27 protein-coding genes and 1 tRNA gene are annotated in these 22,720 nt (G+C 69.7%); 15 read left to right on the top strand and 13 right to left on the bottom strand.

Going from position 1 to position 22,720, the window contains the following annotated elements; translation table 11 throughout:
• The first annotated feature begins 147 nt into the window (after positions 1–147).
• The gene (locus ABD981_RS23465) at positions 148–2,052 is read left to right on the top strand and encodes an acyl-CoA dehydrogenase family protein (RefSeq protein WP_123954340.1); all 1,905 of its coding nucleotides are present in this window, start codon (positions 148–150) and stop codon (positions 2,050–2,052) included.
• A gap of 65 nt (positions 2,053–2,117) precedes the next feature.
• A tRNA-Arg gene (locus ABD981_RS23460) sits at positions 2,118–2,190 on the top strand.
• 93 nt (positions 2,191–2,283) lie between these two features.
• On the opposite strand, the gene ABD981_RS23455 is transcribed toward ABD981_RS23460, so the two are convergent.
• On the bottom strand, positions 2,284–3,486 hold the full coding sequence (locus tag ABD981_RS23455; protein WP_123954339.1) for a tyrosine-type recombinase/integrase: 1,203 nt from the start codon (positions 3,484–3,486) through the stop codon (positions 2,284–2,286).
• On the bottom strand, positions 3,486–4,061 hold the full coding sequence (locus ABD981_RS23450) for a helix-turn-helix domain-containing protein (protein ID WP_123954338.1): 576 nt from the start codon (positions 4,059–4,061) through the stop codon (positions 3,486–3,488). Before ABD981_RS23450 ends, ABD981_RS23455 begins: the two co-directional genes overlap by 1 nt.
• 128 nt (positions 4,062–4,189) lie before the next feature.
• Between ABD981_RS23450 and ABD981_RS23445 the strand changes: the two genes are divergently transcribed.
• From ABD981_RS23445 to ABD981_RS23390, 12 genes are all read left to right on the top strand, one after another.
• Positions 4,190–4,417 (top strand): helix-turn-helix transcriptional regulator, encoded by a 228-nt coding sequence (locus ABD981_RS23445; protein WP_240495159.1) that lies wholly within the window; start codon positions 4,190–4,192, stop codon positions 4,415–4,417.
• 26 nt (positions 4,418–4,443) lie between these two features.
• Entirely contained in the window at positions 4,444–5,058 is a 615-nt protein-coding gene (locus ABD981_RS23440; RefSeq protein WP_240495158.1) for a hypothetical protein, read from the top strand.
• A complete protein-coding gene (locus ABD981_RS23435; protein WP_046906880.1) occupies positions 5,055–6,827 on the top strand; it encodes a DUF927 domain-containing protein in 1,773 nt (590 codons plus the stop codon). Before ABD981_RS23440 ends, ABD981_RS23435 begins: the two co-directional genes overlap by 4 nt.
• A gap of 362 nt (positions 6,828–7,189) precedes the next feature.
• Positions 7,190–7,444 (top strand): hypothetical protein, encoded by a 255-nt coding sequence (locus tag ABD981_RS23430; protein WP_046906879.1) that lies wholly within the window; start codon positions 7,190–7,192, stop codon positions 7,442–7,444.
• Complete coding sequence (locus ABD981_RS23425; protein ID WP_165590917.1) at positions 7,441–7,608, top strand: hypothetical protein; 168 nt, start codon at positions 7,441–7,443, stop codon at positions 7,606–7,608. Before ABD981_RS23430 ends, ABD981_RS23425 begins: the two co-directional genes overlap by 4 nt.
• Before the next feature lie 169 nt (positions 7,609–7,777).
• The gene (locus tag ABD981_RS23420; RefSeq protein ID WP_046906878.1) at positions 7,778–8,017 is read left to right on the top strand and encodes a hypothetical protein; all 240 of its coding nucleotides are present in this window, start codon (positions 7,778–7,780) and stop codon (positions 8,015–8,017) included.
• Positions 8,014–8,592, top strand: coding sequence for a hypothetical protein (locus ABD981_RS23415; protein ID WP_046906877.1), 579 nt, complete (start codon positions 8,014–8,016; stop codon positions 8,590–8,592). Before ABD981_RS23420 ends, ABD981_RS23415 begins: the two co-directional genes overlap by 4 nt.
• Positions 8,592–9,428 (top strand): hypothetical protein, encoded by an 837-nt coding sequence (locus tag ABD981_RS23410; RefSeq protein ID WP_046906876.1) that lies wholly within the window; start codon positions 8,592–8,594, stop codon positions 9,426–9,428. The genes ABD981_RS23415 and ABD981_RS23410 overlap by 1 nt, the downstream gene beginning before the upstream one ends.
• Before the next feature lie 283 nt (positions 9,429–9,711).
• Positions 9,712–10,098, top strand: coding sequence for a hypothetical protein (locus tag ABD981_RS23405; RefSeq protein WP_123954337.1), 387 nt, complete (start codon positions 9,712–9,714; stop codon positions 10,096–10,098).
• 345 nt (positions 10,099–10,443) lie between these two features.
• Positions 10,444–10,644, top strand: coding sequence for a hypothetical protein (locus tag ABD981_RS23400; protein ID WP_046906875.1), 201 nt, complete (start codon positions 10,444–10,446; stop codon positions 10,642–10,644).
• Positions 10,645–10,646: 2 nt separating this feature from the next.
• The gene (locus ABD981_RS23395) at positions 10,647–11,183 is read left to right on the top strand and encodes a DUF6879 family protein (protein ID WP_046906874.1); all 537 of its coding nucleotides are present in this window, start codon (positions 10,647–10,649) and stop codon (positions 11,181–11,183) included.
• Positions 11,180–12,004, top strand: a complete 825-nt coding sequence (locus ABD981_RS23390; RefSeq protein ID WP_345530376.1) for a helix-turn-helix domain-containing protein — start codon at positions 11,180–11,182, stop codon at positions 12,002–12,004. The genes ABD981_RS23395 and ABD981_RS23390 overlap by 4 nt, the downstream gene beginning before the upstream one ends.
• Positions 12,005–13,354: 1,350 nt before the next feature.
• Here the strand turns inward: ABD981_RS23390 and ABD981_RS23385 are convergent.
• From ABD981_RS23385 to ABD981_RS23345, 9 genes are all read right to left on the bottom strand, one after another.
• On the bottom strand, positions 13,355–13,621 hold the full coding sequence (locus ABD981_RS23385) for a hypothetical protein (RefSeq protein WP_046906871.1): 267 nt from the start codon (positions 13,619–13,621) through the stop codon (positions 13,355–13,357).
• Between the two features lie 185 nt (positions 13,622–13,806).
• The gene (locus tag ABD981_RS23380) at positions 13,807–14,049 is read right to left on the bottom strand and encodes a hypothetical protein (protein ID WP_046906870.1); all 243 of its coding nucleotides are present in this window, start codon (positions 14,047–14,049) and stop codon (positions 13,807–13,809) included.
• Between the two features lie 23 nt (positions 14,050–14,072).
• Complete coding sequence (locus ABD981_RS23375) at positions 14,073–14,468, bottom strand: DUF6907 domain-containing protein (RefSeq protein WP_046906869.1); 396 nt, start codon at positions 14,466–14,468, stop codon at positions 14,073–14,075.
• A 2-nt stretch (positions 14,469–14,470) separates the two neighbouring features.
• The gene (locus tag ABD981_RS23370) at positions 14,471–14,854 is read right to left on the bottom strand and encodes a hypothetical protein (protein WP_046906868.1); all 384 of its coding nucleotides are present in this window, start codon (positions 14,852–14,854) and stop codon (positions 14,471–14,473) included.
• 469 nt (positions 14,855–15,323) lie between these two features.
• Positions 15,324–15,608 carry an HNH endonuclease gene (locus ABD981_RS23365; protein ID WP_046906867.1) on the bottom strand — a complete coding sequence of 95 codons (285 nt, stop codon included), beginning with the start codon at positions 15,606–15,608 and terminating at the stop codon, positions 15,324–15,326.
• The gene (locus tag ABD981_RS23360) at positions 15,605–15,796 is read right to left on the bottom strand and encodes a hypothetical protein (RefSeq protein WP_046906866.1); all 192 of its coding nucleotides are present in this window, start codon (positions 15,794–15,796) and stop codon (positions 15,605–15,607) included. The genes ABD981_RS23365 and ABD981_RS23360 overlap by 4 nt, the downstream gene beginning before the upstream one ends.
• Positions 15,793–16,149 carry a hypothetical protein gene (locus ABD981_RS23355; RefSeq protein ID WP_046906865.1) on the bottom strand — a complete coding sequence of 119 codons (357 nt, stop codon included), beginning with the start codon at positions 16,147–16,149 and terminating at the stop codon, positions 15,793–15,795. Before ABD981_RS23355 ends, ABD981_RS23360 begins: the two co-directional genes overlap by 4 nt.
• On the bottom strand, positions 16,146–16,733 hold the full coding sequence (locus ABD981_RS23350; RefSeq protein ID WP_046906864.1) for a DUF6907 domain-containing protein: 588 nt from the start codon (positions 16,731–16,733) through the stop codon (positions 16,146–16,148). The genes ABD981_RS23355 and ABD981_RS23350 overlap by 4 nt, the downstream gene beginning before the upstream one ends.
• Complete coding sequence (locus ABD981_RS23345) at positions 16,730–17,248, bottom strand: DUF6907 domain-containing protein (protein ID WP_046906863.1); 519 nt, start codon at positions 17,246–17,248, stop codon at positions 16,730–16,732. Before ABD981_RS23345 ends, ABD981_RS23350 begins: the two co-directional genes overlap by 4 nt.
• A gap of 344 nt (positions 17,249–17,592) precedes the next feature.
• Here ABD981_RS23345 and ABD981_RS23340 point away from each other — a divergent pair, with 344 nt between their 5' ends.
• A complete protein-coding gene (locus ABD981_RS23340; RefSeq protein ID WP_382747712.1) occupies positions 17,593–18,309 on the top strand; it encodes an XRE family transcriptional regulator in 717 nt (238 codons plus the stop codon).
• Between the two features lie 293 nt (positions 18,310–18,602).
• Here the strand turns inward: ABD981_RS23340 and ABD981_RS23335 are convergent, their stop codons facing one another.
• Together ABD981_RS23335 and ABD981_RS23330 are read right to left on the bottom strand one after the other, a co-directional pair.
• Positions 18,603–20,654: a restriction endonuclease gene (locus ABD981_RS23335; RefSeq protein WP_205628135.1), complete on the bottom strand. Its 2,052-nt coding sequence runs from the start codon at positions 20,652–20,654 to the stop codon at positions 18,603–18,605.
• Positions 20,655–20,805: 151 nt separating this feature from the next.
• The gene (locus ABD981_RS23330) at positions 20,806–22,497 is read right to left on the bottom strand and encodes an MFS transporter (RefSeq protein WP_123954336.1); all 1,692 of its coding nucleotides are present in this window, start codon (positions 22,495–22,497) and stop codon (positions 20,806–20,808) included.
• Positions 22,498–22,720: the final 223 nt, after the last annotated feature.

Here is a 22,720-nt window from a genome sequence, read left to right as displayed (position 1 = left end):
ACCGAATTCTTCACACGTCCACATTTCGAGAATAAAACCATCCAACCGGTTTGACAAGGATATTGAAACAAAACCGGTGGGTCCGTATCTTTATTGGACAGGTCACCACCATCCCTACCGGGTCCACTCTCTTCGGGGGACGAGTCGATGCTCCAGCACGCGGAGACGCCGCTCAGAGACGGCGTCGAAACCCCTGAGGACGTCGCTGCTCCCGAGGACGCCGTCGGCGCCGACGACGGCGGCGTGAGAGGCGACGGCGGCGCCGCGTCGGGCCCGGAGGCGACGGCCCGCGACCTGACCCACCTCCTCTTCGACGCGGACGACCGCGAGCGGATCCACGCCGAGTGGCGCCGGCTGGTCTCGGGAGAGGCCTTCGCCCACCGCCCCGGCCTCACCCCGGCGGAGCGCACGGCCCTCTCGTACGAACGCCTCCGCCTGGTCAACGACACCGTGGCCGGCACGGCCGCCGAGGTGCTCACCTACGACGCCCACCGGCTCGCCGCCCTCCACGAGTGGACCGGCTTCGTCGACGGCGGCCTGTGCACGCTCGCCAGCGTCCACTACAACCTGTTCCTCGGCAGCCTCCTCGACCACGACGGCTACCGGCGCGACCTGACCGCGTTCACGGCGATGGAACGCACCGGAACCTTCCTGTGCACCGAGCTCGCCCACGGCAACGACGTCGCCGCGCTGGAGACGGTCGCCGTCCTCGACCGCGAGACCGGCGGCTTCGAGCTGCACACCCCGAACCCCGGGGCGCAGAAGTTCATGCCCAACACGAGCCTCACCGGCGGCCCGAAGACCGCCCTGGTCGCCGCCCGGCTGCTGGTGGACGGCGAGGACCAGGGCGTCTTCCTCTTCCTCACCCCGCTCAGCGACGAGCACGGCCACCTGCCCGGCATACGGGTGCGCCGGCTGCCCGACCGCACCGGCACCCCCGTCGACCACTGCCTGACCTCCTTCGACCGGGTACGGCTGCCGCGCGAGGCGATGCTGGAGGCCGCGCACGGCCGCTTCGACAAGGACGGGCGGTTCGGCAGCAGCCTCGGCAACCGGCGCAAGCGGTTCCTGCGGTCGGTCGGCCGGGTCACCGTGGGCAAGCTCTGCATGAGCGCCGGCACGCTGGGCATGGCCCGCGCCTCGCTCGCCATCGCCGTCCGCTACTCCGAGCACCGCGAGGTGGCCGCCCCCCGGGCCGGCGAGCGCATCCCGCTCACCGCCCACCGCAGCCACCACGGCCGGCTGCTGCGCGCGCTGGCCACGGCGTACGCGATGACCTTCCTGCACCGGTCGGTCCTCGACCGCTGGGCGGCCCACGACCCCACCGACCGCGCCGAGCGCGAGGCGGCCGAGCGCATCGTCGCGGTGGCCAAGGGCTGGATCACCTGGCAGGCCCGGGACATCACGATCGAGAGCCGCGAGCGCTGCGGCGCGCAGGGCCTCTTCCCCGAGAACGGCCTCGCGGACCTGCCGCTGAGCGTCGAGGGCGGCATCACGGCCGAGGGCGACAACCTGGTCATCTGGCAGAAGGCGGCCTCCGAGCTCGTCTTCGCCCACGAGGCGGGCCCCGCGCGGGCCCCCGAGGGCGAGCTCACGGACCTCCCCTTCCTCCGCGACCTGCACGCCTGCGTCGAGCGCATCTGGCAGACCCGCGCCCGCTCCGCCCTGCGCGAGGGCCCCTCCGGCGACCCGGTCGGCCGCTGGAACGAGACCTCGGGCGCCGCCCTGGAGATGGTCGCCGCCCACGCCCGCCTGGCCGCCGCGGACGCCTTCCTGACGGCGACGGCCCGCGCGACGACGACCCGCCCCCTCCTGGAGTCCCTGGCCCGCCTCTTCCTCCTCGACGAGCTCCGCCCCCACACGGGCGACCTCCTCGCGGCGGGCCACCTCACCCCGGCCCAGGTGAACGCCCTCCACACCACGACGAACCACACCGTGGCCACCCTGGCCCCCCACCTCACCCCCCTGGCCGCCGCCTTCGACCTCCCCCCCGAATACCTGACGGCCACCCCCATCGCGAACGCGGACTACCTGAACCGCTTCACGTACTGACGGCCCGGGGTTCGGCCCCCTGCCACGACGGGCCCACCCGCTACACTGTCGAGCGTTGCAACCCCGCCTTCGTAGCTCAGGGGATAGAGCACCGCTCTCCTAAAGCGGGTGTCGCAGGTTCGAATCCTGCCGGGGGCACAGGAAGGTTCGTGCAGGTCACGAGCCTGATCGCGAAGCAGCCCCCCGGGTTTATCCCGGGGGGCTGTACGCATTCCATACACCTGATTCTGGCTACCCAGGCGGGGCGACTGGCGCTCTCAGTCGCGCGAGAGCGGCCGATCGGCCCGCATCCAGGACGTCGGCGACCTCGTCGAGCCGGTCCGGCCACAGGTGCCCGTACACGTCCAGGGTCATGGCCGCGGACTTGTGGCCCAACATCGTCTGGACGACCTTGACGTCCGCGCCGGCGGCGATGGCCAGCGACGCGGCCGTGTGCCGTAGCTTGTGGGGCGTGAGGCTCAGATCCCCCAGGCCAGCCGCCTGGACGGCCTTATCCCAGTCCCGGCGCCGGAAGTTCGGGTAGCGCATGGGCCCACCCTCGGGCGCTGTGAACAGCAGGTCGTCACGGTGCCGCCCGGCGACCAACGGCAGGAGCTCGTTGGCGAACGACCGGGGGAGCGGCACGGACCGCTTCTCGTGGTTCTTCACCGGCCCCAGCTCGAGGTGCCCGTCGATGTCGGAGTAGGCCTGCAGGATCCGTATGCGGCGCTCCGCCAGCTGCGTCCGACCGACCTTGATAGCGATGGCCTCGCCCCATCGGATGCCCGTGTAGCCGAGGGTCCGGATGAACGTTTGGTAGCGGCCGGCGCACTCGGCCAGTTTCTCCAGCTGGTCGTGCGTGAGGTAGACGTGGTCGTCCTGGTCGTCGTTCCGCGGCAGGTCGTGTTCGTGGCAGGGGCTGACGGCGATCCGGTGCGTCTTCACCGCGTGCTTCATGACGCTGCTGAGCACGTAATAGGTCTTCTTGATGCGGTCCGGCCCGAGGGGCTTCCCTCGCTTGCCGGGCGTGCTGCAGAGCTCCGTCACCCACTGATTGACCTCGGCCCACTGCACGGCGGCGATCTGCCACTCTCCCCACTTGGGGATGACGTACAGATCGAGGAGTTCTCGGTAGTCGTCCTTGGTCCGTCGGCCCTGCTTCCGCAGCGACCCGTGCCACTCCTCAGCAACCAGCCGCACGGCCGCCTTGCCCGACTGAGGGTCGCGGTAGGAGCCCTTGTCGAGGCGGGCGGTGATGGCGTGCACCTCGGCCTCGGCCTGAGGCAGCTTCTGGAACGTCTTCGCCTTGCCCTTGCCGTCCGGGCCGTACCAGCGGACCCGCCAGCGGCCCGGAGGCTGACGCTTACTACCGGCCCGCTTGGCGTCCTGCCACTTGGCCAGGGCCGACTGGTAGTCGGCGTGGTTCTCTCGATCTTCGATCCAGACTCGCGCCATCAGTCCCCCTCGAAGGCTTCGGGGTCAAGCTGCCGAAGCCGGTCCAGGCTGGCTCCGCCCACCGAAGCCAACAGCTCGTACTTCTGCCGCGCCTGCGCCAGTTCCTCCCTGCTGCGCTCACCTCGGAGCATCAGGTAGTTGGAATCACGGCGCCTCCGTGGCGGCCTGGAGTAGAGATCGAAGTCCAGTAGGTCGGTAGAACTGCGCGACTCGTCCAAGACGAGCGGCCTCTCGCCGTCGACCCATGCCCAGGCGTCGGCCGCAGAGACTGCGCCAGCACCGCTGAGTTCGACGGTCTCCTCGGGGGCGTCTTTGAGCGGGAGCAGGAGTGCTGACGGATTGACCTTCAGCACTGCGGCAAGGGCGACGAGCTCATCGGCGCTGACAACGCGGTCGCCCTTCTCCATTCGGGTGATTCCGGAGGCGGAGATCGGGCGCCCGGCACGCTCGAGGATCCCGCTCAGCTGCCTGGTGCTCAGGCCTCGAACCTGCCGCATGCGGGCCAAGTTCTCGCTGACCGTCTTACCCGTGGGGCCGATCTCGATGGCGCGCTTGCCGCGCTGCTGCTCGCTCATGCACTGCAGCTTAAGCGCCCTAGGTGGGCTTGCATTGCAGCGCGTATGCGTTACTCTCGGCTTCATGGGTGCAGCATAGGTGCATCTGAGTTCATCCTGCAACACCCGATACGAGATGGAGGGATACGGTGCAGACATCCGACATGCGATCGGAACTGCTCAACCCCAAGCAGGTATGTGCGGAGTACCCGATTTTTGGGTCCACGGGATCACTCGCTGAGCGCCGCTGGCGTGGCGACGGTCCGGCCTACATCAAGACGGCCGAGGGCCGCGCGGGACGTGTCTTCTACAGGCGCAGCGACATCGAGCAGTGGCTCGACGAGCGGACTGTGCAGACCGGAGGCAAGGCTGCATGAACCCGAAAAGCGAAACGCCCCGGGTCGTGACCGGGGCGTTTCAGGAAGACTCCGCCGAGGGCGGGACGTCTGCTGCCACCGTAGCGCAGCTCCAGCGGCGCCGAGAAGCCGCCGGACGATGTGAGCCGCTGCACTGCGGACACCGCGACCCGCTCGACTGCGACCCGGCCTGCAGCGGCGACGAGCCGCCCGCACCGGTCGTCATCGCCGAAACCGTGCAGCACATCCCCGCCGAGGACGCCGTGCAGCTGTGGGCCGAGGCCCGGTCGCTGTACTTCGCCGCCGACTTCCCCAAGTACGCCAGCAAGGAGTGGAGACAGCTCCACCCCGACGACCCGCGGCGGCTCGCCGGCGCCCTCGACGCCGCCGAAATGTGGCGCAAATACGGCGACGAAGAAGCCCTCCTGCAGTGGTTCCGCGACGCCACCGCCGCCCGCGAACCCCTCTGGGCCCGCCGCACCATCGCCGAACTCAACGAACTCGCCAAGCCCAAGCCGCCCCACCAGGTCACCGCCACCGACGGCTGGCCCCCCATCAAAGTCCCCGGCACCGACACGTGGCGCCACAACCTCGACGGCCGCCAAATCGACCTCCCCCACAACCGACCCCGACCCCGCACGTACATGGAGGCCGCTGCATGAGCGAGGCCCCCCTGCGAGCCGTGAAGCCCAGCACCCCCGACGGCAACCAGGCATCACCCCAGCAACCCGACATCGGGTTCGAGTACAACAAGATCTTCGCGAGCCTCCCGGGCGAGACGAAGACCCCCACCGGATATCGCGTCAGTCGAGGCGGAGTCTCGCTCCGCCGGCCGGTCAGCAAGACCGAGGACACGTGGGTCCGATTCGCGTTCGCGCCCCTGGTCATGACCGCCACGTTCGAGGACCCCGACGGCGAACAGTTCGTCGAGCTGTCCTGGACGGACCGCAGCAAAGGCAAGAAGCCCCGAGTCGTGTCTCGGATCGTGTCGCGCGAGACCGCCAAGCGGGGCCGCGAGCTAGTGCGACGGCTGGGAGGGGCGGGGCTGCCGGCCGTCGAAGGGGACTCGAGGCTCCTTGAGCGATGGCTGGCCGAGTTCGAGGCGGCCAACTACGACAAGATCCCCAGTGAACCTCTCGCTCACTGGCTTGGCTGGCAGCCCGACGGATCGTTCGTCGCCTCACCCGAGGACGGGGTAAAGGTCGACGTCGTCTACGACGAGCTGCGGGAGGTGGCCAAGGCGCATGGCCGTTCCGGGACGCTCCGGGGCTGGCAGGACGCAGTGAAGGGCCTGGAGCCGTTTCCCGTTCCACGGGTTGCCGTAGCGGCCTCCCTGGCCGCCTCGCTGCTCAACCCGCTACGGATCAACTCGTTCACCCTCGACATCTCGTCTCGGTCCACAAAGGGCAAGACCACCGCACTGCAGTGCGCGCTCAGTGCATGGGCCAACCCCAGCGAGCAGTCCGACGCCATGTCCAACTGGCGCACCACCCTGTACGCCATCGAGAAGCGGCTCAACCTGGTGCGCGGCATCGTCACCATCTTCGACGAGACCATGGCCGTCACCGACGAGTCACTCATCGACGAAGTCCTCTACCAGCTGCCGATGAACCACGGCAAAGCCCGATCAGGCGGAGCCTTCGGCAGCATGCTGCCGTGGGAGACGATCCTGCTCTCCTCCGGTGAACGGCCCGCCCTCTCCTTCACCACCAGCCAGGGCGCCGCAGCCCGCATCCTCGGCACCACCCTCCCACCCTTCGGGAACAACGGCGGGCCCGCGGCGGTGAAGGCCAGGGAGGGCGTACTCGAGAACTTCGGGCACGCCGGCCCCGAATTCGTCGCCCACCTGCGCGACCTCCTCGACAAGCCCGGAGGCAGGGACAGGCTACGGGAACGGCACCGTCAGCTGGCCGACAGGTTCCGCGGCGACAACGACATGACCGGTCGGCGTGCCCCCATGGTCGCTGTGCTGGCCCTGGCCGAGCTCATGGCCTGCGAGTCAAAGCTGCTGCCCTACAAGCCGCTCCCAGAAGAGCAGTGGCACCGCCTGTTCGCCGCGCACAGCCCGACCGACAACAGGCCCGAGATGGCCATGGATGTTGTCCGCGAGTACATCGCAGGCCACGCCTGGGAGCTGTGGGGCGGACTGTCGACGGAGGACCGGCAACCGACCCGCGGCTGGCTCGGCGCCGTGAAGCGCAGCGGCGACCAGACGAAGGTCGCCATCCTGCCCGAACGGCTGCGCGGCATCCTCACCGACGCCGGTTACTCCCTCGATGCCGTCGTGGGCGGCTGGATTGACTCCGAGTACCTCGAACTCAAGAAGACGCAGCGACCGCAACACCTCATCGCGACGCGTTTCGACGGGCGGGTCGCGAAGTGCTTCATCTTCACCCCCAACGCCTTCCCTGACGACCAGGAGGCCGCGTGAGAGCCCGTGTAACGCAGTCGTGCGTTACACCCCAGAGAGCCCATTTTCGCAGGTCAGAGGCTTACCGGGCGATCGGCGAGGGGTGTAACGCAGTTCTCCGGAAGAGACACCCCAAAAACGGCCGCGCGTGCGTGCGCGCGTGTAGGTGTGTGGATCCCTGCGTTACTGCGTTACACCCTCTCTCTCCATAACAAAAGAGCAGGTCAAAGGGCTTATAGGGCCGTAACGCAGACCGTAACGCAGGCGTAACGCACCGGCCCCCTGCGTTACGGCCCACCCAGCAGGAAGACAGTCGACCAGCTAGCCCCCACTCACCCCTTCTGCTGCCGCCTTTCGACAGCAACCACAGACCAGGAGTCACCTTGAACATCTCCACCAGCTGCCCCGTATCCCTCGCCCCCGCGCACCCCGGATGGGTCGTCCGGAACACCGACTCCGACGGCGGCAGCCTCGACTACCCGATCGTCGCCTGGGCCGTCGTCGCCACCGGCGCCGAGGACGGAACCACGGACACCGACGTCCAACCCGTGTTCATCGCCGACGGACACCCCTGGACGGTCATCGACTGGTACGCCGCCAACGGCGACGAGCACCACCTGGCGGTGGCCGAGTCGTGAGCGAGTCCCACGTCGAGCAGCAGGTCGCCCGGCGGATAGCGGCGGCGAAGCTGAAGGAAGAGCAGCGGAAGCGGCGCCGCGAGGAACTGGCCGAGCGGCGCCGGTACGGCCTCCAGGCACGGCACGCAGCCAAGATGCGCCGCTGGACCAAGGACCAGCGATGACCGCCCGCCCCCGGCCCCGCTGCGCCGCCTGCGACCGGTCGCTGCCCAAAGGCCGTTACCGGCTGTGCGTCGCAGGCTGCGGGGCCCGCCTGTGCCGCACACCCCACGTCCCGCGCTGCACCGACCTCCACGCCGGCCGGTGCCCCAACTTCCAACCCCTGGACGGGACATGACCGACATCAACGTCACCACCTACGGCTTCGTCGTCGCCGCCCTCAGAGACAACGACGACGACGCCTGGAGCCTCCTCGACGGCCTCGACAGCAACGAACTCGCCCAGGTTGCCCTCGGCGCCACACTCGCCCTCGCCACAGCCCTCAGGGGCTACTGCGGGGCCGAGCACACCGACGACATCATCCGCACCCTGCAGGGCTTCGCCCTCGCCGACAGCACCGGAGGAACCCGATGAACCGCGAACAGATCATGGCCCGCTATCAGCAGCAGATCGCCCGCATCGAAGGCAGCCAGATCTACAGCAGCCACGCCAAGCAGGTCATGGCCGCCAAGGCATGGAAGGCCGCCCAGGGCGAGATGGACACGCTCCGACAGGACGAAGTCGACGCCATCCGCGGCCGGCGCGAACAGCTCCAGCGCAAGATGTTCGGCCGCGAGAACACCGCCGACGCCCAGACCGTCATCGCCCGCCGCGACGCCAACGACCGCGTCGCCAAGCTCGACAACCCGCGCCTCGCCACCAGCCAGCTGCGCGACGCCATCCGGCAGGGCGACCGCACCATGGCCCAGGCCCTCGCCCAGCGCGCCGCCACCCTCAACTGGACCGACGTCCTCGAGACCTACGCCGACTACCAGCCCGACTTCCGCGACCACGTCAACGAGTACAACGAACTCCCCGACCCCGACCAGGCCAGCCAGTGGACCATCAGCCACGGCTTCGCCCACGTCGTCCCCACCCCCGGCATCCTCAGCAACCTGTCGACCACCCACATCGCCGGCCTCGCCGAGCAGGACCTGGAGACCGCGTAATGGACTTCGGAATCCGCGCCGCAGACGCCGACAGAGCCGTCACCGCCGCCGAACGACGCAACCTGCCCGTCCCCAACAGCGTGAGCGCGGCCCGGGAAATCCGGGCAGCCGTCTCCGCCACCAGCCAGCTGCCCGACCTCCAGCGGCCCTCCCTGCCCAACACCGCCGCGAAGACCACGGCCGTCATCCAGGCCCACGCCGAAGCGCTCCGCCTGGCCGACGTCACCCGCCGCGCCGCCGACCTGTTCACCGACGAAGCAGACCAGCGGTACGTCGACGTCACCCGTGCAGCGATCCCGGCCTGGATCGCCGGCCTACAGAAGGAGTTCGCCGCCCTCGTCGGCGTCGTCACCAAGGCCGCAGCCAAGCTGCCCGAGTCCATCGACCACGTCGACTCCGGCCGACTCGACTGGAACAACCCGATCTACTCGACCGCGTACACCAAAGCCGAAGGTGCGGTTGCCCAGCTGGAACAGCTCATCCACGACAGGGCCGACATGGTCAAGGTCGCGGGCGGCGACGGGGGCAGGGACAACGCCCTGTTCGCCGTGGCCGCCCTGCCCGAGCCGACGATCGCGGCCGTCATGGCGGACGACTGGCAGCGGCTGAACCAGGGGATCCTCCAGTGGCGCGACCTGAAGCAGTCACCGGTGGCGCGATGGGTGTACCTCGTCAGGCAGACCGACATGACGCTGAGCCTCGCCACGCCAGGTGAGGTGAGGCAGCGGTCAGGCCAGGTCGAGCGGTGGAGGGAGGCAGGCCACGCCCGCCGGTCGGGGATGACCCTCAGAGGTGGGCAGGCAGCCGCCGAGCAGTACCTCGCTGAGACCGCATGACCTACAAGCTCGGCGTCAACGGCACTCGACGTTGCGGCATGACAGCTGTCGAGACCCATGGTGCGGGCCTCTCAGCCGCACCAGCGCCGACGTCTCGGCCGGCCAGTTCGGGGGTCGACCGAGGCACCCGGGGTGGGGGGATACCCCTCCCCCCACCCCTCCAGCCATCGGGGCCGTATAGCACCTGACTGTCTGCGACCCCTGAAACGATCCCATGCACCCCGCTGACCTGCGGGTATGCATGATCACTTGATGGCCCGTCAAGGGCGGATAGGAGGCCCCGATGGGAGCCCGTAGCATCGCCGCAGGTCAGGAGCCCGTAACCGTAACGCCGGTCCCGGCGGGGCTGACCGAGTCGGGCACCCGGCTGTGGGAGTCGGTGGCCGGCGAGTTCGACCTGGACGTCCACGAGCAGCTTCTGCTGCTGCAGGCCTGCCGGACGGCGGACCTGTTGGACCGCCTGTCCCTTGAGGCGTCGCGCGGCCGGCTGACCGTGAAGAACGCCAAGGGCGAGGAGGTGACGAACCCGGTCATCACCGAGCACCGGCAGCAGTCCCTCGTCCTGGCCCGGCTGCTGGCGTCGCTGCGTATGCCTTCGGGCGAGGAGGACGAGCGGCCCCAGCGTCGCGGTGCGGCCCGCGGTTCCTACGGTGTGCGGCGCGTCGCGTGAGGCGTCGTCCTCGAGGCCGGTCCGAGGCTGGTGGGCCTGCCTGGTTGGCGGAGTACCGGCCCGAGGATTGGCATGTGCGCGACCCGGAGGAGCCGGCCGACTACCTGTACGGCCGCATCTGCTGGGCGGCTGCCTGTGCGGCGTGGCGCCGCGGTGAGGATCCGTCGCCCTGGCTCGGCCCTCCGGTGTGGCGGGACGGTACTGCCCGGCCGGCCAGCGGCCAGTAGCGGATTGCGGGTGAGGGCCGGGTGCTGGCGCAGGCCCTGCAATTCGGTGCAACCGGCCCCCTCGAGAGGCGCGGCGCGGCCATGCTGGGACTCCATCCCGACGAGAACGGAGCCCGGCATGACGCTCAGGTTCATCGGCACCACCAGCGAGCACGGGAACTGCCCCACCCTGTACGAGGTTGTGGAGACCGGCGACATTGTCGTCCAGGGCGACGAGGTCGACACCGAGCACCGCGCACAGCTGCGGGACCTCGGCGTCGCCGAGACCGCCGTCGTCATCCCCCGCGAGCTGCTGACCCGCTTCGCCCCCAAGGAGTGACCGTGCCTGCGCTGATCCCCTTCGAGGAGATCGCCCACCTCTTCGCCGCCTTCGAGCACACGGCGTTCCGTCTGGAGACCCGCCGCGGCTACGCCACGGACCGGTCCGGCGCCCGCTTCCAAGCCTTCCTGCGCGGCGTTGACCCTTCCCCGGAGCCCGGGCACCCGTGGAACGTGAACGTGCGCCAGAAGGCCGAGCAGGGTGCCCGTTTCTCCCGCGTGCGCCTCATCGACGAGCCGCCTACGGAAGGGCAGCGGTTCCTCATGGCGACCGCGGCAGGGAACGTCGCGGCCGGCGAGGACATCCGCGTCCTCGAGCGCACCATCGCCGAGCAACTGTGCTTGCCCGACTGGGACTTCTGGCTCTTCGACTCCCGCCTGTTGGTGCGCATGCACATCGATGACACGGACACGACGGTCGGTGTCGAGGTGGTCAACGACCCCGGGCAGGTGCTGTCCGCCTGTAGGGCCCGTGACGCCGCCCTCGCGGCCGGCAGGCCCTCCGCAGAGGTGTGGGCCCGGGTACGTTCCTCCGTGTGAGCACGGACTTTCAGGCGGGGCGGGAAGCCCTCGGCGCGCGCTTGGCAGAGGTGCGCGCCGCGACCGGGCTGAACGGCAAGCAGTTCGCTCAGCGCCTCGGCTGGCCCGCCTCGAAAGTCTCGCGCCTCCAGGCGGGCAAGCAGACCCCGGCAGTCGCGGACCTGGAGGCGTGGGCCGCCGCCGCAGAGCAGCCCGAGCTGCTGCCTGATCTGCTGGCCAGGCTCCGGGGGCTGGAGTCGCAGCAGCGGCACTGGCGCCGCCAGCTCGCTGCCGGCCACGCACCCGTTCAGGACCGGTACGTCGTCGAGTACCGCCGCACAGCGACCGCGCGAGGCTATGAGGCCACCGTGGTGCCGGGACTGTTCCAGACTCCCGACACTATGGACCGGAAATGTGGGAGAAGAAAGCAGAGAGAGGAGAGAGAAAAGAGAAAAAGAGGAGGAGGAAGGAAGGAGGAGAAGAAAGAGGGGAGGAAAGAGAGAAGGGGGAAGAAGGGAAGAGAAGAGAAGGGGAGGAAAGAAGGGAAGGAAAAGGAGGGGAAGGGAAGGGAGGGAAGGGAAGGGGAAAAGGAGAGGAGGAAAAGAAGGGGAAGGGAGAAGAGGAGAGAGAGGAGGAGGAAAAAGAGGGAAAGAGGGGGAGAAAGAAGAAGAAGGGGGAGGGGAGTAGAAGAGGAAGAGGGAGAGGAGAGAAGAGAAAAAAAGAAGGAAGGAAGAAGAAGAAGAAGGGGAAAGGGAAGGCAGAGGGGGAAAGACCAGGGGAAAGAAAAAGGGAAGAAAGGGAAAGGGGCGGATCGCCAGCGCAGCGGGGGCTTGCGGGCGTGAGAAACCGGTCAAGCCTTCGCCGTGTGATCGCGGATCGGCGCCTGCGTGCTGCGCCGCGGGGCTGTCCGGTGGCGGGAATTGGCAGGCGAAGATGCAGTATGACGAGAGGGGGGCTGGGGGTTAGTGATAGGGGGATTTCGGGATGCGAGGAGGGGGGTGCCGCATGCGTCTCTTCATATGAATACTGGTGTGTTCGCGGTTATTGTTGAACTCCTCGCTCTCTTTCTCCGGCTCCCCTCCTTTCAACCCCAACCACCCCCCACAACTACCCTTTTTCTCCCACCCCACACATCCCACACCCCCCCCCCACCACACCCTTCCACCCACGCCACACACCCAACTTCCCACCATGCCTCATTCACTCACCCCCACTTCCCTCCAACAGACTAAACAGCCCACTCCACACCCTCACACGTCCACACAACCTTCATCCACACGGCACAAGTCGTCCACAACCACCTAACCGACAGCGCAACAACAAGAATTGGGAAACAACTCTTACCACCGAGGATGGCCTATGAACAACCACGCGGCAGCAAATACGCCCCAGAAATACACAGGCAGACACGTCTGAAGGCCATTCACCTACACAACGACGCCACCGTGGCCGCCTGCAACGAAGCGAAGGCCCAGCTCGCCTACGACCGTACATATGCCGGTTCAGGCGCTCACCCGCCACGTCTACTGGCACATGAATCCGGACGAGTGCGGCCCCCGCCAGTTCCCGGTGTTCGGCCGACAGCTCTCATCCCGCCTGGGCGCGCTCGACGCAGGCCAGTGACGGCCGAGAGAAGGCACCGATGGCGCCCGTGACGGAACCCGTGACGAAAGGCCCGGCACCCGTTACGCGTCACGGGTGCCGTAGCGGGCTCGACCTGCGGGGTCACGTCCCCGTCACGGCCTTGTCACGCCCCAACTTGCCCCGGTCTGTTCCCCGGACGGCGGGCGCACGGTGTCCGGGTCTCGTCCGGGTGCTGTCCGCCCCGTGTCCGGTGGACAGTCCGGGGCATTTCGGGTGCTCAGGGGGCTGCTCAGCGCTGCTCCGTCGCAGGTGGGCTGCTGCTCAAGGGCTGCTCTGGGGGTGCTCTGGGGGTGCTCTGGGTTGCTCGCTGAGCAGGGCTTGAGCAGCAGCCTGAGCAGCTGTGACCTGCGGTGGAGCAGGCTGAGCAGTGGCTGAGCAGCTGCTAGAGCACCCGAAATGCCCGGTATGGCCCCTGCTATCGGGGTGCTATGAGGCTGGTCGGGGCGGCCAGCTGTAGCGGCCGTGACCAGTAGATCTAGCGGCTGCGACCTGGGGTCTAGCAGCGGCTGGCAGGGCGGTAGCAGCCGCCGTCGGCGGCCCCGCAGCCCCTACGGGAGTTCGACCTCGATCTCGGCCCAGACGTGCGTACCGCCCGCCTCGGTCGTCTGGTAGGACATCGAGATCCGGCCCGTGATGACCTCTACTCCGTGAACGGAGATTTCGTCTCCCTCGGAGGGGAGGGGGATGGGCGTCGGGCTGGTGAACTTCGTGAGGAAGTGGCCTCGGTGCACGATCTCCAGGGTGTACTGGGGCGCGCCGTCGACGTCGCCGTTCTCCTGGATCTCTCGGAAGGCTGCATGAAGTTCGGAGTCCATGCCGTCATCATCCCCTCTCCGGGCTGGCTGCGGTATGCGGGCCGCTCATCACTTCATGGGCGTCCATAAAGTGATCACTTTCGCGGTGCCGCGAAGATCAGGCCGACCGTGCCCGGTGGAGTGCGGGCACGGGTGACCAGGCTTTCCTGGGATTTCAGGAAGTTCTCAGGCGGTCGCCAGGGAAGTCAGTGGCGCCGGTTGGGGTCGTGGTTGCCGCCGGCGATCCACGGGGGCACGTCGCCCTGCTCGGCCAGCTTCAGCAGGTTCTCCAGCTGCTTCTTGTCGGCGGGGTCGGTCGTCTTGGCGAGCTCGGCCCGCAGGTCGGTCTTGAGCTCGTCGACGGTGCCGCTGTACCGCTGCGTCGATCCGGTCAGGCGGGCCTTCCAGTTGGCCTTCTGGGTCGGGGTGGGCTTCTTGAACAGGGCCATGGGGTTCCTCCGGTGAGTTGGTGTTAGCGGTTGGTGCGGCGGTCGGTGTCGAGGCGGTCCAGCTGGCCGCGGAGCCTGACGAGTCCGGCCCGGTAGTCGTCGAGCGCCTGCAGCAGGTGGTCGACGCCGGCCAGGTCGAGTTCGAGGCCGTCCTCCTTGAACTCGGAGAACTGGGCCCAGACCGAGGCGGCGGCCGGGCTGGGGTCGGTGGAGTGCAGGCGCAGCTCCGCGGTGAGCGCGGGCACCCGGACGGGCTTGTAGCGGGCCCGGTCGCGCGGCAGGTCCAGTTCGAGGGGCGCACCCTGGTGGAAGCAGTCGTCGGCGTCGTCGTCCCAGTAGGCGTGGTCGGTGACGCACCACGAGGGGCACTGGATGGTGGCGGTGGCGCCGCCGATGGTGGGGCCGGTGTACGTCTTCACGGTCAGGACTCCTTCGGGGCGTACAGCGGGTAGGCGCGGTCGATGGCCCGGTACTCGGCCTGGATCTGCTCGCGGATCGACGGGTCGTCGAGCAGGTCGGAGAAGTCGCGGGCGTACTCCTGGAGAAGGGTCACGCTGTGCGTGGCGACGATGCAGTCGACGGCGCCGCGGGTGAACTCGACGGTCCACGTGTCCGGGTGGTCGTCGTCGGGTCCGCCGGCGGCCAGGTCGACGCAGACGGCGAGCATGTCGCGGGTCATGGCGAACTGGAGGGTGACGACGGCGCGCGGCTCGTCGGTCGGGTCGACGGCCCCATGCAGGGTGAGGGGCGGGAGCGCGGGAGGGAGGTCGACGCTGCGGGTGTCGTCGGTCGTGTACAGGGTCATGGGAACGTCTCCTTCGGAGGGTTACCGGGACCGCTTCCGGGCCAGTCGGGAAGCGGGTTGCGAGGGGCACCGGCCCATGGGGGTAAAGGGCGGGAACGCCTCGGAGGCCAAGTGAGTATTGGGCTGTCGGGCCTAGGGGGGATTGGGAACCGCAGGGGTGCCGTGTTCCGCAGCGGGACCGTCCCCGGTAGGAGTCAGGGGCGGGAACACATGTGGAACGAGCTGCCCGTTCGCGGCCTCTCCCGCCGCCGGAGTCGATGGGATTCGACGTGCCGATTCGACCCCGGCGATGAGAGGGGCATTAGGTCCCAGCGCTGCGACAACGGCCCCCGCAGAGGGAGGGGAGAGATGGGTCGCACGCTGGGAACTCTTCGCCCCTCAGGAGGGGAAGGGGACTTTCCATGCACGCTGCGGTGACGGCCCGCAGGGGACCCTCCCCGGTTGCATCGGGGAGGGTCCCCTGGGGCAGCTACGCGGCGAGCTCGAGCGACGGCGCGAGACGCAGCAGCAGCCACGCCAACGTCACCGGCAGAGCGTCCGCCTTCAGCTGGTTGCACGGGTAGCAGGCGACGACGATGTTCCGGGGCCTGCTCTCCCGCCACAGGCTCCACGGGATGTAGTGGTCGAGGGTGACGTCGGCCTCGTCGGCGAACGGCTGCCGGCAGTAGTGGCACTGCCAGCCGTCCCGCTCGAGGACGTAGGCGCGGATCATCCGCTTCGTCTGCCGGTTGCTGAGAAACCCGCGGTTGCTCATTCGCCGACCCTCCCGTCCCGGGCGATCCGCTGGACGAGCCGGCGGCACAGCATCGCGCCGTGAAGGTCCCCGGCCCGCTCCGCGAGTGCCAGGCCCGCGAACGCGGTGCCGATGGACGGCAGCTGACGCTTCTTCCTGCCGAGCAGGGCCAGACGCTCCGTCGGCCGGGCGATCGTCGACGCGCTCACTGGGTGCCCCCGTCCAGGTCGAAGATCAGCGACGTGGGAACGCCGGAGCCCTCGAAGCAGAAGAAGTACGTCAGCCACGCCTCGGACAGCTTCAGCAGGGCCCGCTGGTACCCCTCGGACTCCTCCCGCAGCCAGCCCTCGTACCGCCGGCGGTAGTCGCTGTCCGGCAGGCCGCGGAGTTCGGCGCGCTTCTTCGTCAGCCGCTTCCGCCACTGGACGAGGACCGGCAGCAGGGCGCGGATGTAGTCGTCGGGCCCGTCCTCCTCGCCGTCGGGACCCATCTCCAGGTCCCACAGCGTCTTGTAGGACGCGTCCTCGAACAGGCGGGCCGGCCCCTTCCATCCGGCGCTCACGACTGCACCTCCAGGGCGGCCAACTGCCGTGCCATGTGGCGGAGTTCGGCGGCGTGGTCGACGAGCAGGCCGGCGGCGATGTCGAGGCCGGTCGACGAGAAGGCGTGGAAGTCCTCGGCCATGTTCACCACGGCGTGCACCTGCGGCGCCGTCGGGGAGAACGGCCGCTGCACCAGCGAGACGCCGAGCGCGGGCACGATGCCGTGGCACAGGGTCGGGATGGCGGCGACGGTCTCAACGCCCTGGTGCTCGATGTCCACCTGGAAGCTCTCGGCCGGGTGGAGGCCGACGCACCAGGACGGTTCCGGGACGTGCACGGGCCCGTGGTCGCCGGTCTCGACGGTCACCATGCCGTCGACCACCGGCGCCTTGCGCGCCACGTACAGGGGCTCCTCGGGCCGGTTGGGCCAGGTGCGGCCGTACACGTCCCGGTGGAGCTCGTGGAAGCCCGTGGAGTGGATGCACGGGTATCCGGGCTGCATCGGCTGCGGGGCGGCACAGACGGCCGGGTCGCCGTCGAGGGCGCCCTGGTGCCAGTCCTTCAGCTCGTCCGGCACGCCCTGGAGGGGGTCGCGGTCGCTCATCGGGCCACCTGGCCCTGGTACGCGGCGCGGACGGCGACGAGTTCGGCGTGCATGGCCCGCAGCTCGTCGACGCGGCCCTGCAGGGTGCTGATGACGGTGGCGAACCCGTCGGGGTCCAGGCCCTCGATCCACGCGCCGTCCATGACCTCGAGGTCGATGTGCGGCAGACGGTGGGCGATGCGCCGGTCGAACGGGTCGACGTTCATCATGGCCCGCAGGACGGACAGCTCCTCCGGACGCCCGGAGTCGTTGATGGGGAGGGTGACGTCGCTGGACTGCCGGTAGCACCAGATGTCCTCGGCGAGCGTCTCGCCGTCGCGCACCTCGTCGTGGCTGTCGATGCAGCCCGGCATGCAGGTGAACGTCTTCCGCTCGCCGGTCGCCGTGTCGGTGAAGGTCCACGTGCGGGGGGCCTTCGTCATGCTGACCGGCTCGACGGCGGGCCGCTTCGTGCGGAACGCGCTGGGCAGAGAGGCCAGCAGCTTGTGGGCAGCACGCTGTACGGTGATGGTCATGGTTCGTCCCTCGTTTACAGGGTCGGTACCTAGGCCCCTTTCGGTGTTCGTAGCACCGTCTGGGGCCGCTTCCGTTGTGGAAGCGATGGGTTCACCATAGACGCATCTGCGTCTAACGTGCAACACCTTGGACGGGATCCGTAAGTCCATGTCCATTCCTCCTGGTGGGGGCACTGACAGGCTCCACCATGACGCCGACATGTCGCCCCGCGCGGCGTCACGGCAGGCGACAGTTCGGCGTCTTACGGGGCGTCATTTCGGTGTCGTTCGAAGGGTGTTCGCGCTACCTTGAAGCCATGACCCCACCGAACCCGACACTCCGTGCGGTACGCATGGGAATGCTCATGAGTCAGGACGATTTCGCCCACGCCATCCGGCAGGCCGGCGACCGCGTCGGCCGCCCCAATGGCGCCACCAAGCGGCTGGTGCAGCGCTGGGAATCCGGCGCCGTCGCCGCACCCCGCCCCGAGTACGCCCGCGCCCTCGAGACCGTCACAGGGATACCCATCGCGTCCCTCGGCTTCGTCGGCATGGTCCCCACCGCCCGCGTCGGCGACGACGGCCAAGGCGGGCACGACGTTGCCTCCTCGGCGGAAGGAGTCGCACCACCGGTCGCCGCGGCCAGCACTCAACTCGACCCGCGCGCCAACTACAGCGGTGTGTGGCTGTCCCGGTACGAGTTCTACTCGAGCGGCCGAGACGCCACCTACGTCTGCCAGCACCACGTCGTCATCCTGCAGCACGGCAACCGGCTCACGGTCCGCTCACTGCCCAGCGCGTCGACCAACCCGGACTCGCCGCTCACCATGGACCTCACAGCCGACGGCAGCGTCGTCACCGGCACATGGGTCGAGCAGACCGCCACCGACGGCTACTACCGCGGGGCCAGGTACCACGGCGCCGTGCAGCTGCTCGTCGAGCCGACCGGCCGGCGCATGGCGGGCAAGTGGGTCGGCTTCGGCAAGGACATGGACATCAACACCGGCCCGTGGGAACTCGTCTTCCGCGACGCCTCGACCAACCAGTCCACCCTCGCCAAGTACAACCGGCCTCCGGAGTAGCAGTACACATCCCGTACACACGGGATCAAGGTACGAACTAATACCCGCTGATACCGACTAATGAGAAACGTGCAGGTCAGCGGCCCGTGGGGGCGTTCGGGCAGGTGGGCAGGGGGGTGTGAGAGACCTCCTAAAGCGGGTGTCGCAGGTTCGAATCCTGCCGGGGGCACAAGGGCGAGGGCCCCCTACCGATCTCGGTAGGGGGCCCTCGTCGTCGACGGGAGCGGGGCACGGCGGCGTCCTCAGGGTTTCCCCAGCGCTTCCCCACGCCCCGCCGACGGCCGTGTCGCCGCTCACTCCACCTGAATCCCGAAGTCCCCCACCAGCTCCTCGAGACCGCCCCGGTACCCCTTCCCGCCGAGAACGAAGTCCCAGTCGCCGCCGGCCCTTCGCCGGAAGGACCCGAGGACGAGGGCCGTCTCGCCGGGCCGCCCGTCGGAGACCTCGAGGCGGTCGAGCTCGCCGCCGGCGTCGTCGCGGAGCCGGATGCCCGCGTCGGTGAAGCCGCCGAGGTCCGCGTCCGGGTTCACCTCGGGGTCCACCGCGGCCACGAGGACGAGCCGGTCGGCGCGGGCGGGCAGGGCGTCGAAGCCGACCCGGACGGCGGCCCGGTCGCCGGGGGCGGCGGCGACCATCGCGACGGAGCCGTCGGGCGTGGAGTGGTTGTTGAAGAAGACGAACCACTCGTCGCCGAGGACCCGGCTGCCCGAGCAGACGAGCGCGCAGACGTCGAGGGCGACCGAGCCGGACCAGACCATGCCGAGCAGGTTGAAGTCCTCGGCGGCCTCGGGCGACGGGGTCACCGCGGCCTCGACGGGGGCGGGCGTCGTCCCTGGGCCGAGGCGCCCGCGCAGGCCGTGCTGGTGGAGGAGGTCGACGAGCTCGGTCCCCGAGATCAGGGTGAGGGGCTTGCCGTTGGCGAAGGTGTAGGAGCCGGGCCCGAACCGGGAGGTGGTGACGAGCACACCCTTGTTGGCGCCGGCGTCCTGCACGGTGCCGTACAGGTCGCGGACGGCGGTCGGCGGCACGGTGTTCCGGTAGCGCTTCACCTGGACGACGATCGACCCGCCACTGATCGGGTCGGAGTCGAGCGCCTCGACGTCGACCCCGCCGTCGTTGGAACGACGCGTGGTCACGGCCTGGAGCCCGCGGGCCCGGAACAGCTCCGCCACCAGCCCCTCGAAGGCGATCGGATCCATGGCGAGCAGGTCGGGCTCCTCGCCGTCGCCCTGCACGACGACCTCGGAACCCACCTGGTCGGGCGTGCGGAGCGGCGCCACGGCGACGCGCTCCTCGGGCTTGGCCGACAGCCGGCCGGCGAGGGCACCGGTCAGGCACTCCACCGCCCCGACGAGCTCCAGGTTCAAGCGGTCGAAGTCCTGCCGCCCGACGACCACGGACGCGACGCACACCCGTCCGGCCAGCCCGGTGGCGGGATCGACCCCGCCCACGTACCCGTTGAGGGCGACGCTCTCCAGGGCGCCGGCGCGGTCCGCGGCGAACAGCTCCCGCACGGCGAGGAGGACACTCTGGGAGAGGACGTCCCGGTAAAGGGCCCGCCGCTGCGTGACGGGCCGCGGGACCTCCTTGTCCTGGTCGGTGCTGGGCAGGTACTTGACGCCCTTGGCGGCGGGGACGACCTCGTACGGGGGCAGCTCCCAGTCGAGGACGAACGTCCGGCCGGCACGGTCGTAGGCGGCGGCGACCTCCCGGGGGAAGCCCTCGGGCCAGGCGGTGGAGGCGAAGAGCACGGCCGAGAAGTAGTCGACGACCGTGTCCGGCTCGCCCGACCGCAGGGCGTCGGCGGTCCCGGCGAGCCCGTCGTTGTGGCGCCGGATCTCGGCGAGCCGGGCAGCGGCCCACGCGTCGTACTCCCGCCGGTACGCGGCCAGCTGCTCAAGGCGCCGGGCATCGGCGGCCTGCGCCGCGTACCAGTCCTGCTCGAACCGCGCCCGCCCGCCGTGCCCCTGGCAGTACCGCTGGTCGGGCATGGCCACGGGAACCCCAAGGGGCCCGGGCGCGAACGGCTCGACCTCCTCGGCCTGCCGCAGGGCCTCGACCCCGAAGGCCGGCACCCGGCACCCCGCGACGAGCAGCCCTTCGAGCGCGGCGACCCGCGCGTCGAGCTCCCGGGTCCGCCGCAGGGCGTCCTCGTCCCGGTGCCGCCGATAGGCGGCCTTCTGGTCCCTCTGCATCCGGGCGACATCCCGCTCGTACGCCCGCTGCGCTCCCTCGGCGTCACGCTGCTGCCGGAGCACCGCCTGCTGCTGCCCCTCCCGTTGCCGCTGCGCGACCCGCTGCTGCTCGGCCCAGATCCCGATCAGCCCACCGGAACGCCGCCCCATCCGCACACCCCTCCCCGAACACCACCTGTACGCCCCCCGCAGCCCCCAAGTGTCCCGGACGAACCCCCTCCAGGACACCTGATCGCACGACCGAGCGCGGTGCGCACGGCAGGACTCACACCCCACCGCGCGGGAAGCTCCGCGCGGCGCCTCAGCGCAGTTCCTCCGGGCAGGTCGTGCCGCGGGGGAAGAGCTTGTACGGGGCGCCCAGGCGGTAGGTGCCGGCCTTCGGGGCGAGGAGTTCGGTCCATTCGTCGCCCTCCGCGTCGGGTTCCGCCTTCAGGAGGCAGCCCTCCTGGTTGGCGAAGACCTTCGGGAGGTCCGTCTCAGAGGATTCGCGGGCCTCCTTCGAGGCCTCCGTCTCCTGCGGGGGTTCGATCTTGCCGCCGTCGGCGTCCAGGAGGGCCAGCCACGGGGAGTACGGGACGCGGATGAGGACGCGGCCGGGGGCGTCGAGGCGGATGACGACCTCGTTGGCCTCGGCCTTCTGGACCTGGGCCGGGGGGTCCGCCAGGGGAGTCGGGTCCGTCACCTCGTACAGGCGCCAGTTCGCGTCCGACCAGATCTGGTGGAGGTAGGGCAGGCCCTCGTCGACGAGCTCCGCCTCGCGTTCGGCGCCCGAGTCGGGGGCGCCCGTCGGCAGGACGACGTAGTGGACCGCCCAGCGGCCGAGCCAGTCCTGGTAGTTCGCCGCGTTCAGGGTGTCGTCGTAGAAGAGCGGGTTGCGCTCCATGTCGGCCTGGCGGTTCCAGCCGCGGGCCAGGTTGATGTACGGGGCGAGGGCGGACGACTCGCGGTGGCTGGAGGCCGGGACGACCTCCACGCGGGCCTTCTCCGCGCCCCGCACCTGGAGCTGGTTGATCAGCGGCGCCACCTCGCGCGCCCAGGACGCGTCCGGGGCGGTGCGGATCACGTCGTCGACGCCCTTGAAGCCGATCCAGACGTTCAGGCCCACGAAGGCCAGGACGATCGCGTACCAGCGGCGGGACCGGGGGCGCGCGTACGGCAGCGCCGCCAGCAGGACCACGCCCGCGAAGAGCATCACCAGGCGCGAGACGTTCGAGCCGATCTGCGAGTCGATCAGCCAGGTGAGGAGCGTCCCGGCCGAGTAGACCGCCGCGCCCGTGCGGACCGTCCGCCAGTCCCGGGGGACCAGGACGAAGCACAGGACGCCGAAGAGGAAGGGCAGCGAGGTCGACATCAGCGACATCGGCTGCGTGCCCGAGAAGGGGAAGAGCCAGGCGGAGAGGGCCACGACCACGACCGGGGCCAGGCCCAGGGCGTACGCGCCGGGCCGGCGCTTGTTCAGGAAGAGCGCCGCCGCCGCCACGCCCAGGAACAGGCCCGCCACCGGGCTGCAGGCCGTCGCCAGGCCGGCCAGCGGGGCCGCCACCGCCGCCTTCGCCCAGCGGCGGTACCGCCACCGGTGCGGCCAGCAGAAGACCGCCGCGACCGCGCCGAGCGCGAACATCATGCCGAGGCCGAAGGTCACCCGGCCGGACAGCGCGTTGCACAGGAACGCGAAGACCCCGGCCAGCGCGCACGCCATCGGGTTGCGGACCGCCCGCACCCGCACCAGGATCAGCGCCGTCAGCGCCGCGGACAGCGTCCCCGCGATCATCATCGTGGTCCGGACGCCCAGCACCGACATCACGTACGGCGAGACCACGCTGTACGAGACCGGATGCATCCCCCCGTACCAGGCGAGGTTGTACGCCGAGTCCGGGTGCCGGCCGACGAACTCCGCCCACGCGTCCTGCGCGGCCAGATCGCCGCCGCTGTTCGCGAAGAAGAAGAACCAGAGGATGTGCGTGACGGCCGCGGCGGCCGTCGCGACGAGCACCGTGTAGCGGCGCTTGCGCCGCGGGGCGGCGGGGGGCGCGGGCGGCCCGGGGGCCGGTCGCTGGCCCGGAAGCTCTATTCGCGAAGGCGAAGACACGTGGGTTTGGCCTCCGGTTTCCCGGGTCCCCTCTGCGGTGGTCAACTGCGGCCCTCTCCCCTGCCCTGCCCGGCTCTGCTGGTGCCCTTCCGTACCGACGTTCCGCTTCCCGTCCCCGGGCACGACG

It is taken from the genome of Streptomyces showdoensis, assembly GCF_039535475.1.
Classification (GTDB): domain Bacteria; phylum Actinomycetota; class Actinomycetes; order Streptomycetales; family Streptomycetaceae; genus Streptomyces; species Streptomyces showdoensis.
This window is presented reverse-complemented; position numbering and strand designations above follow the sequence as displayed.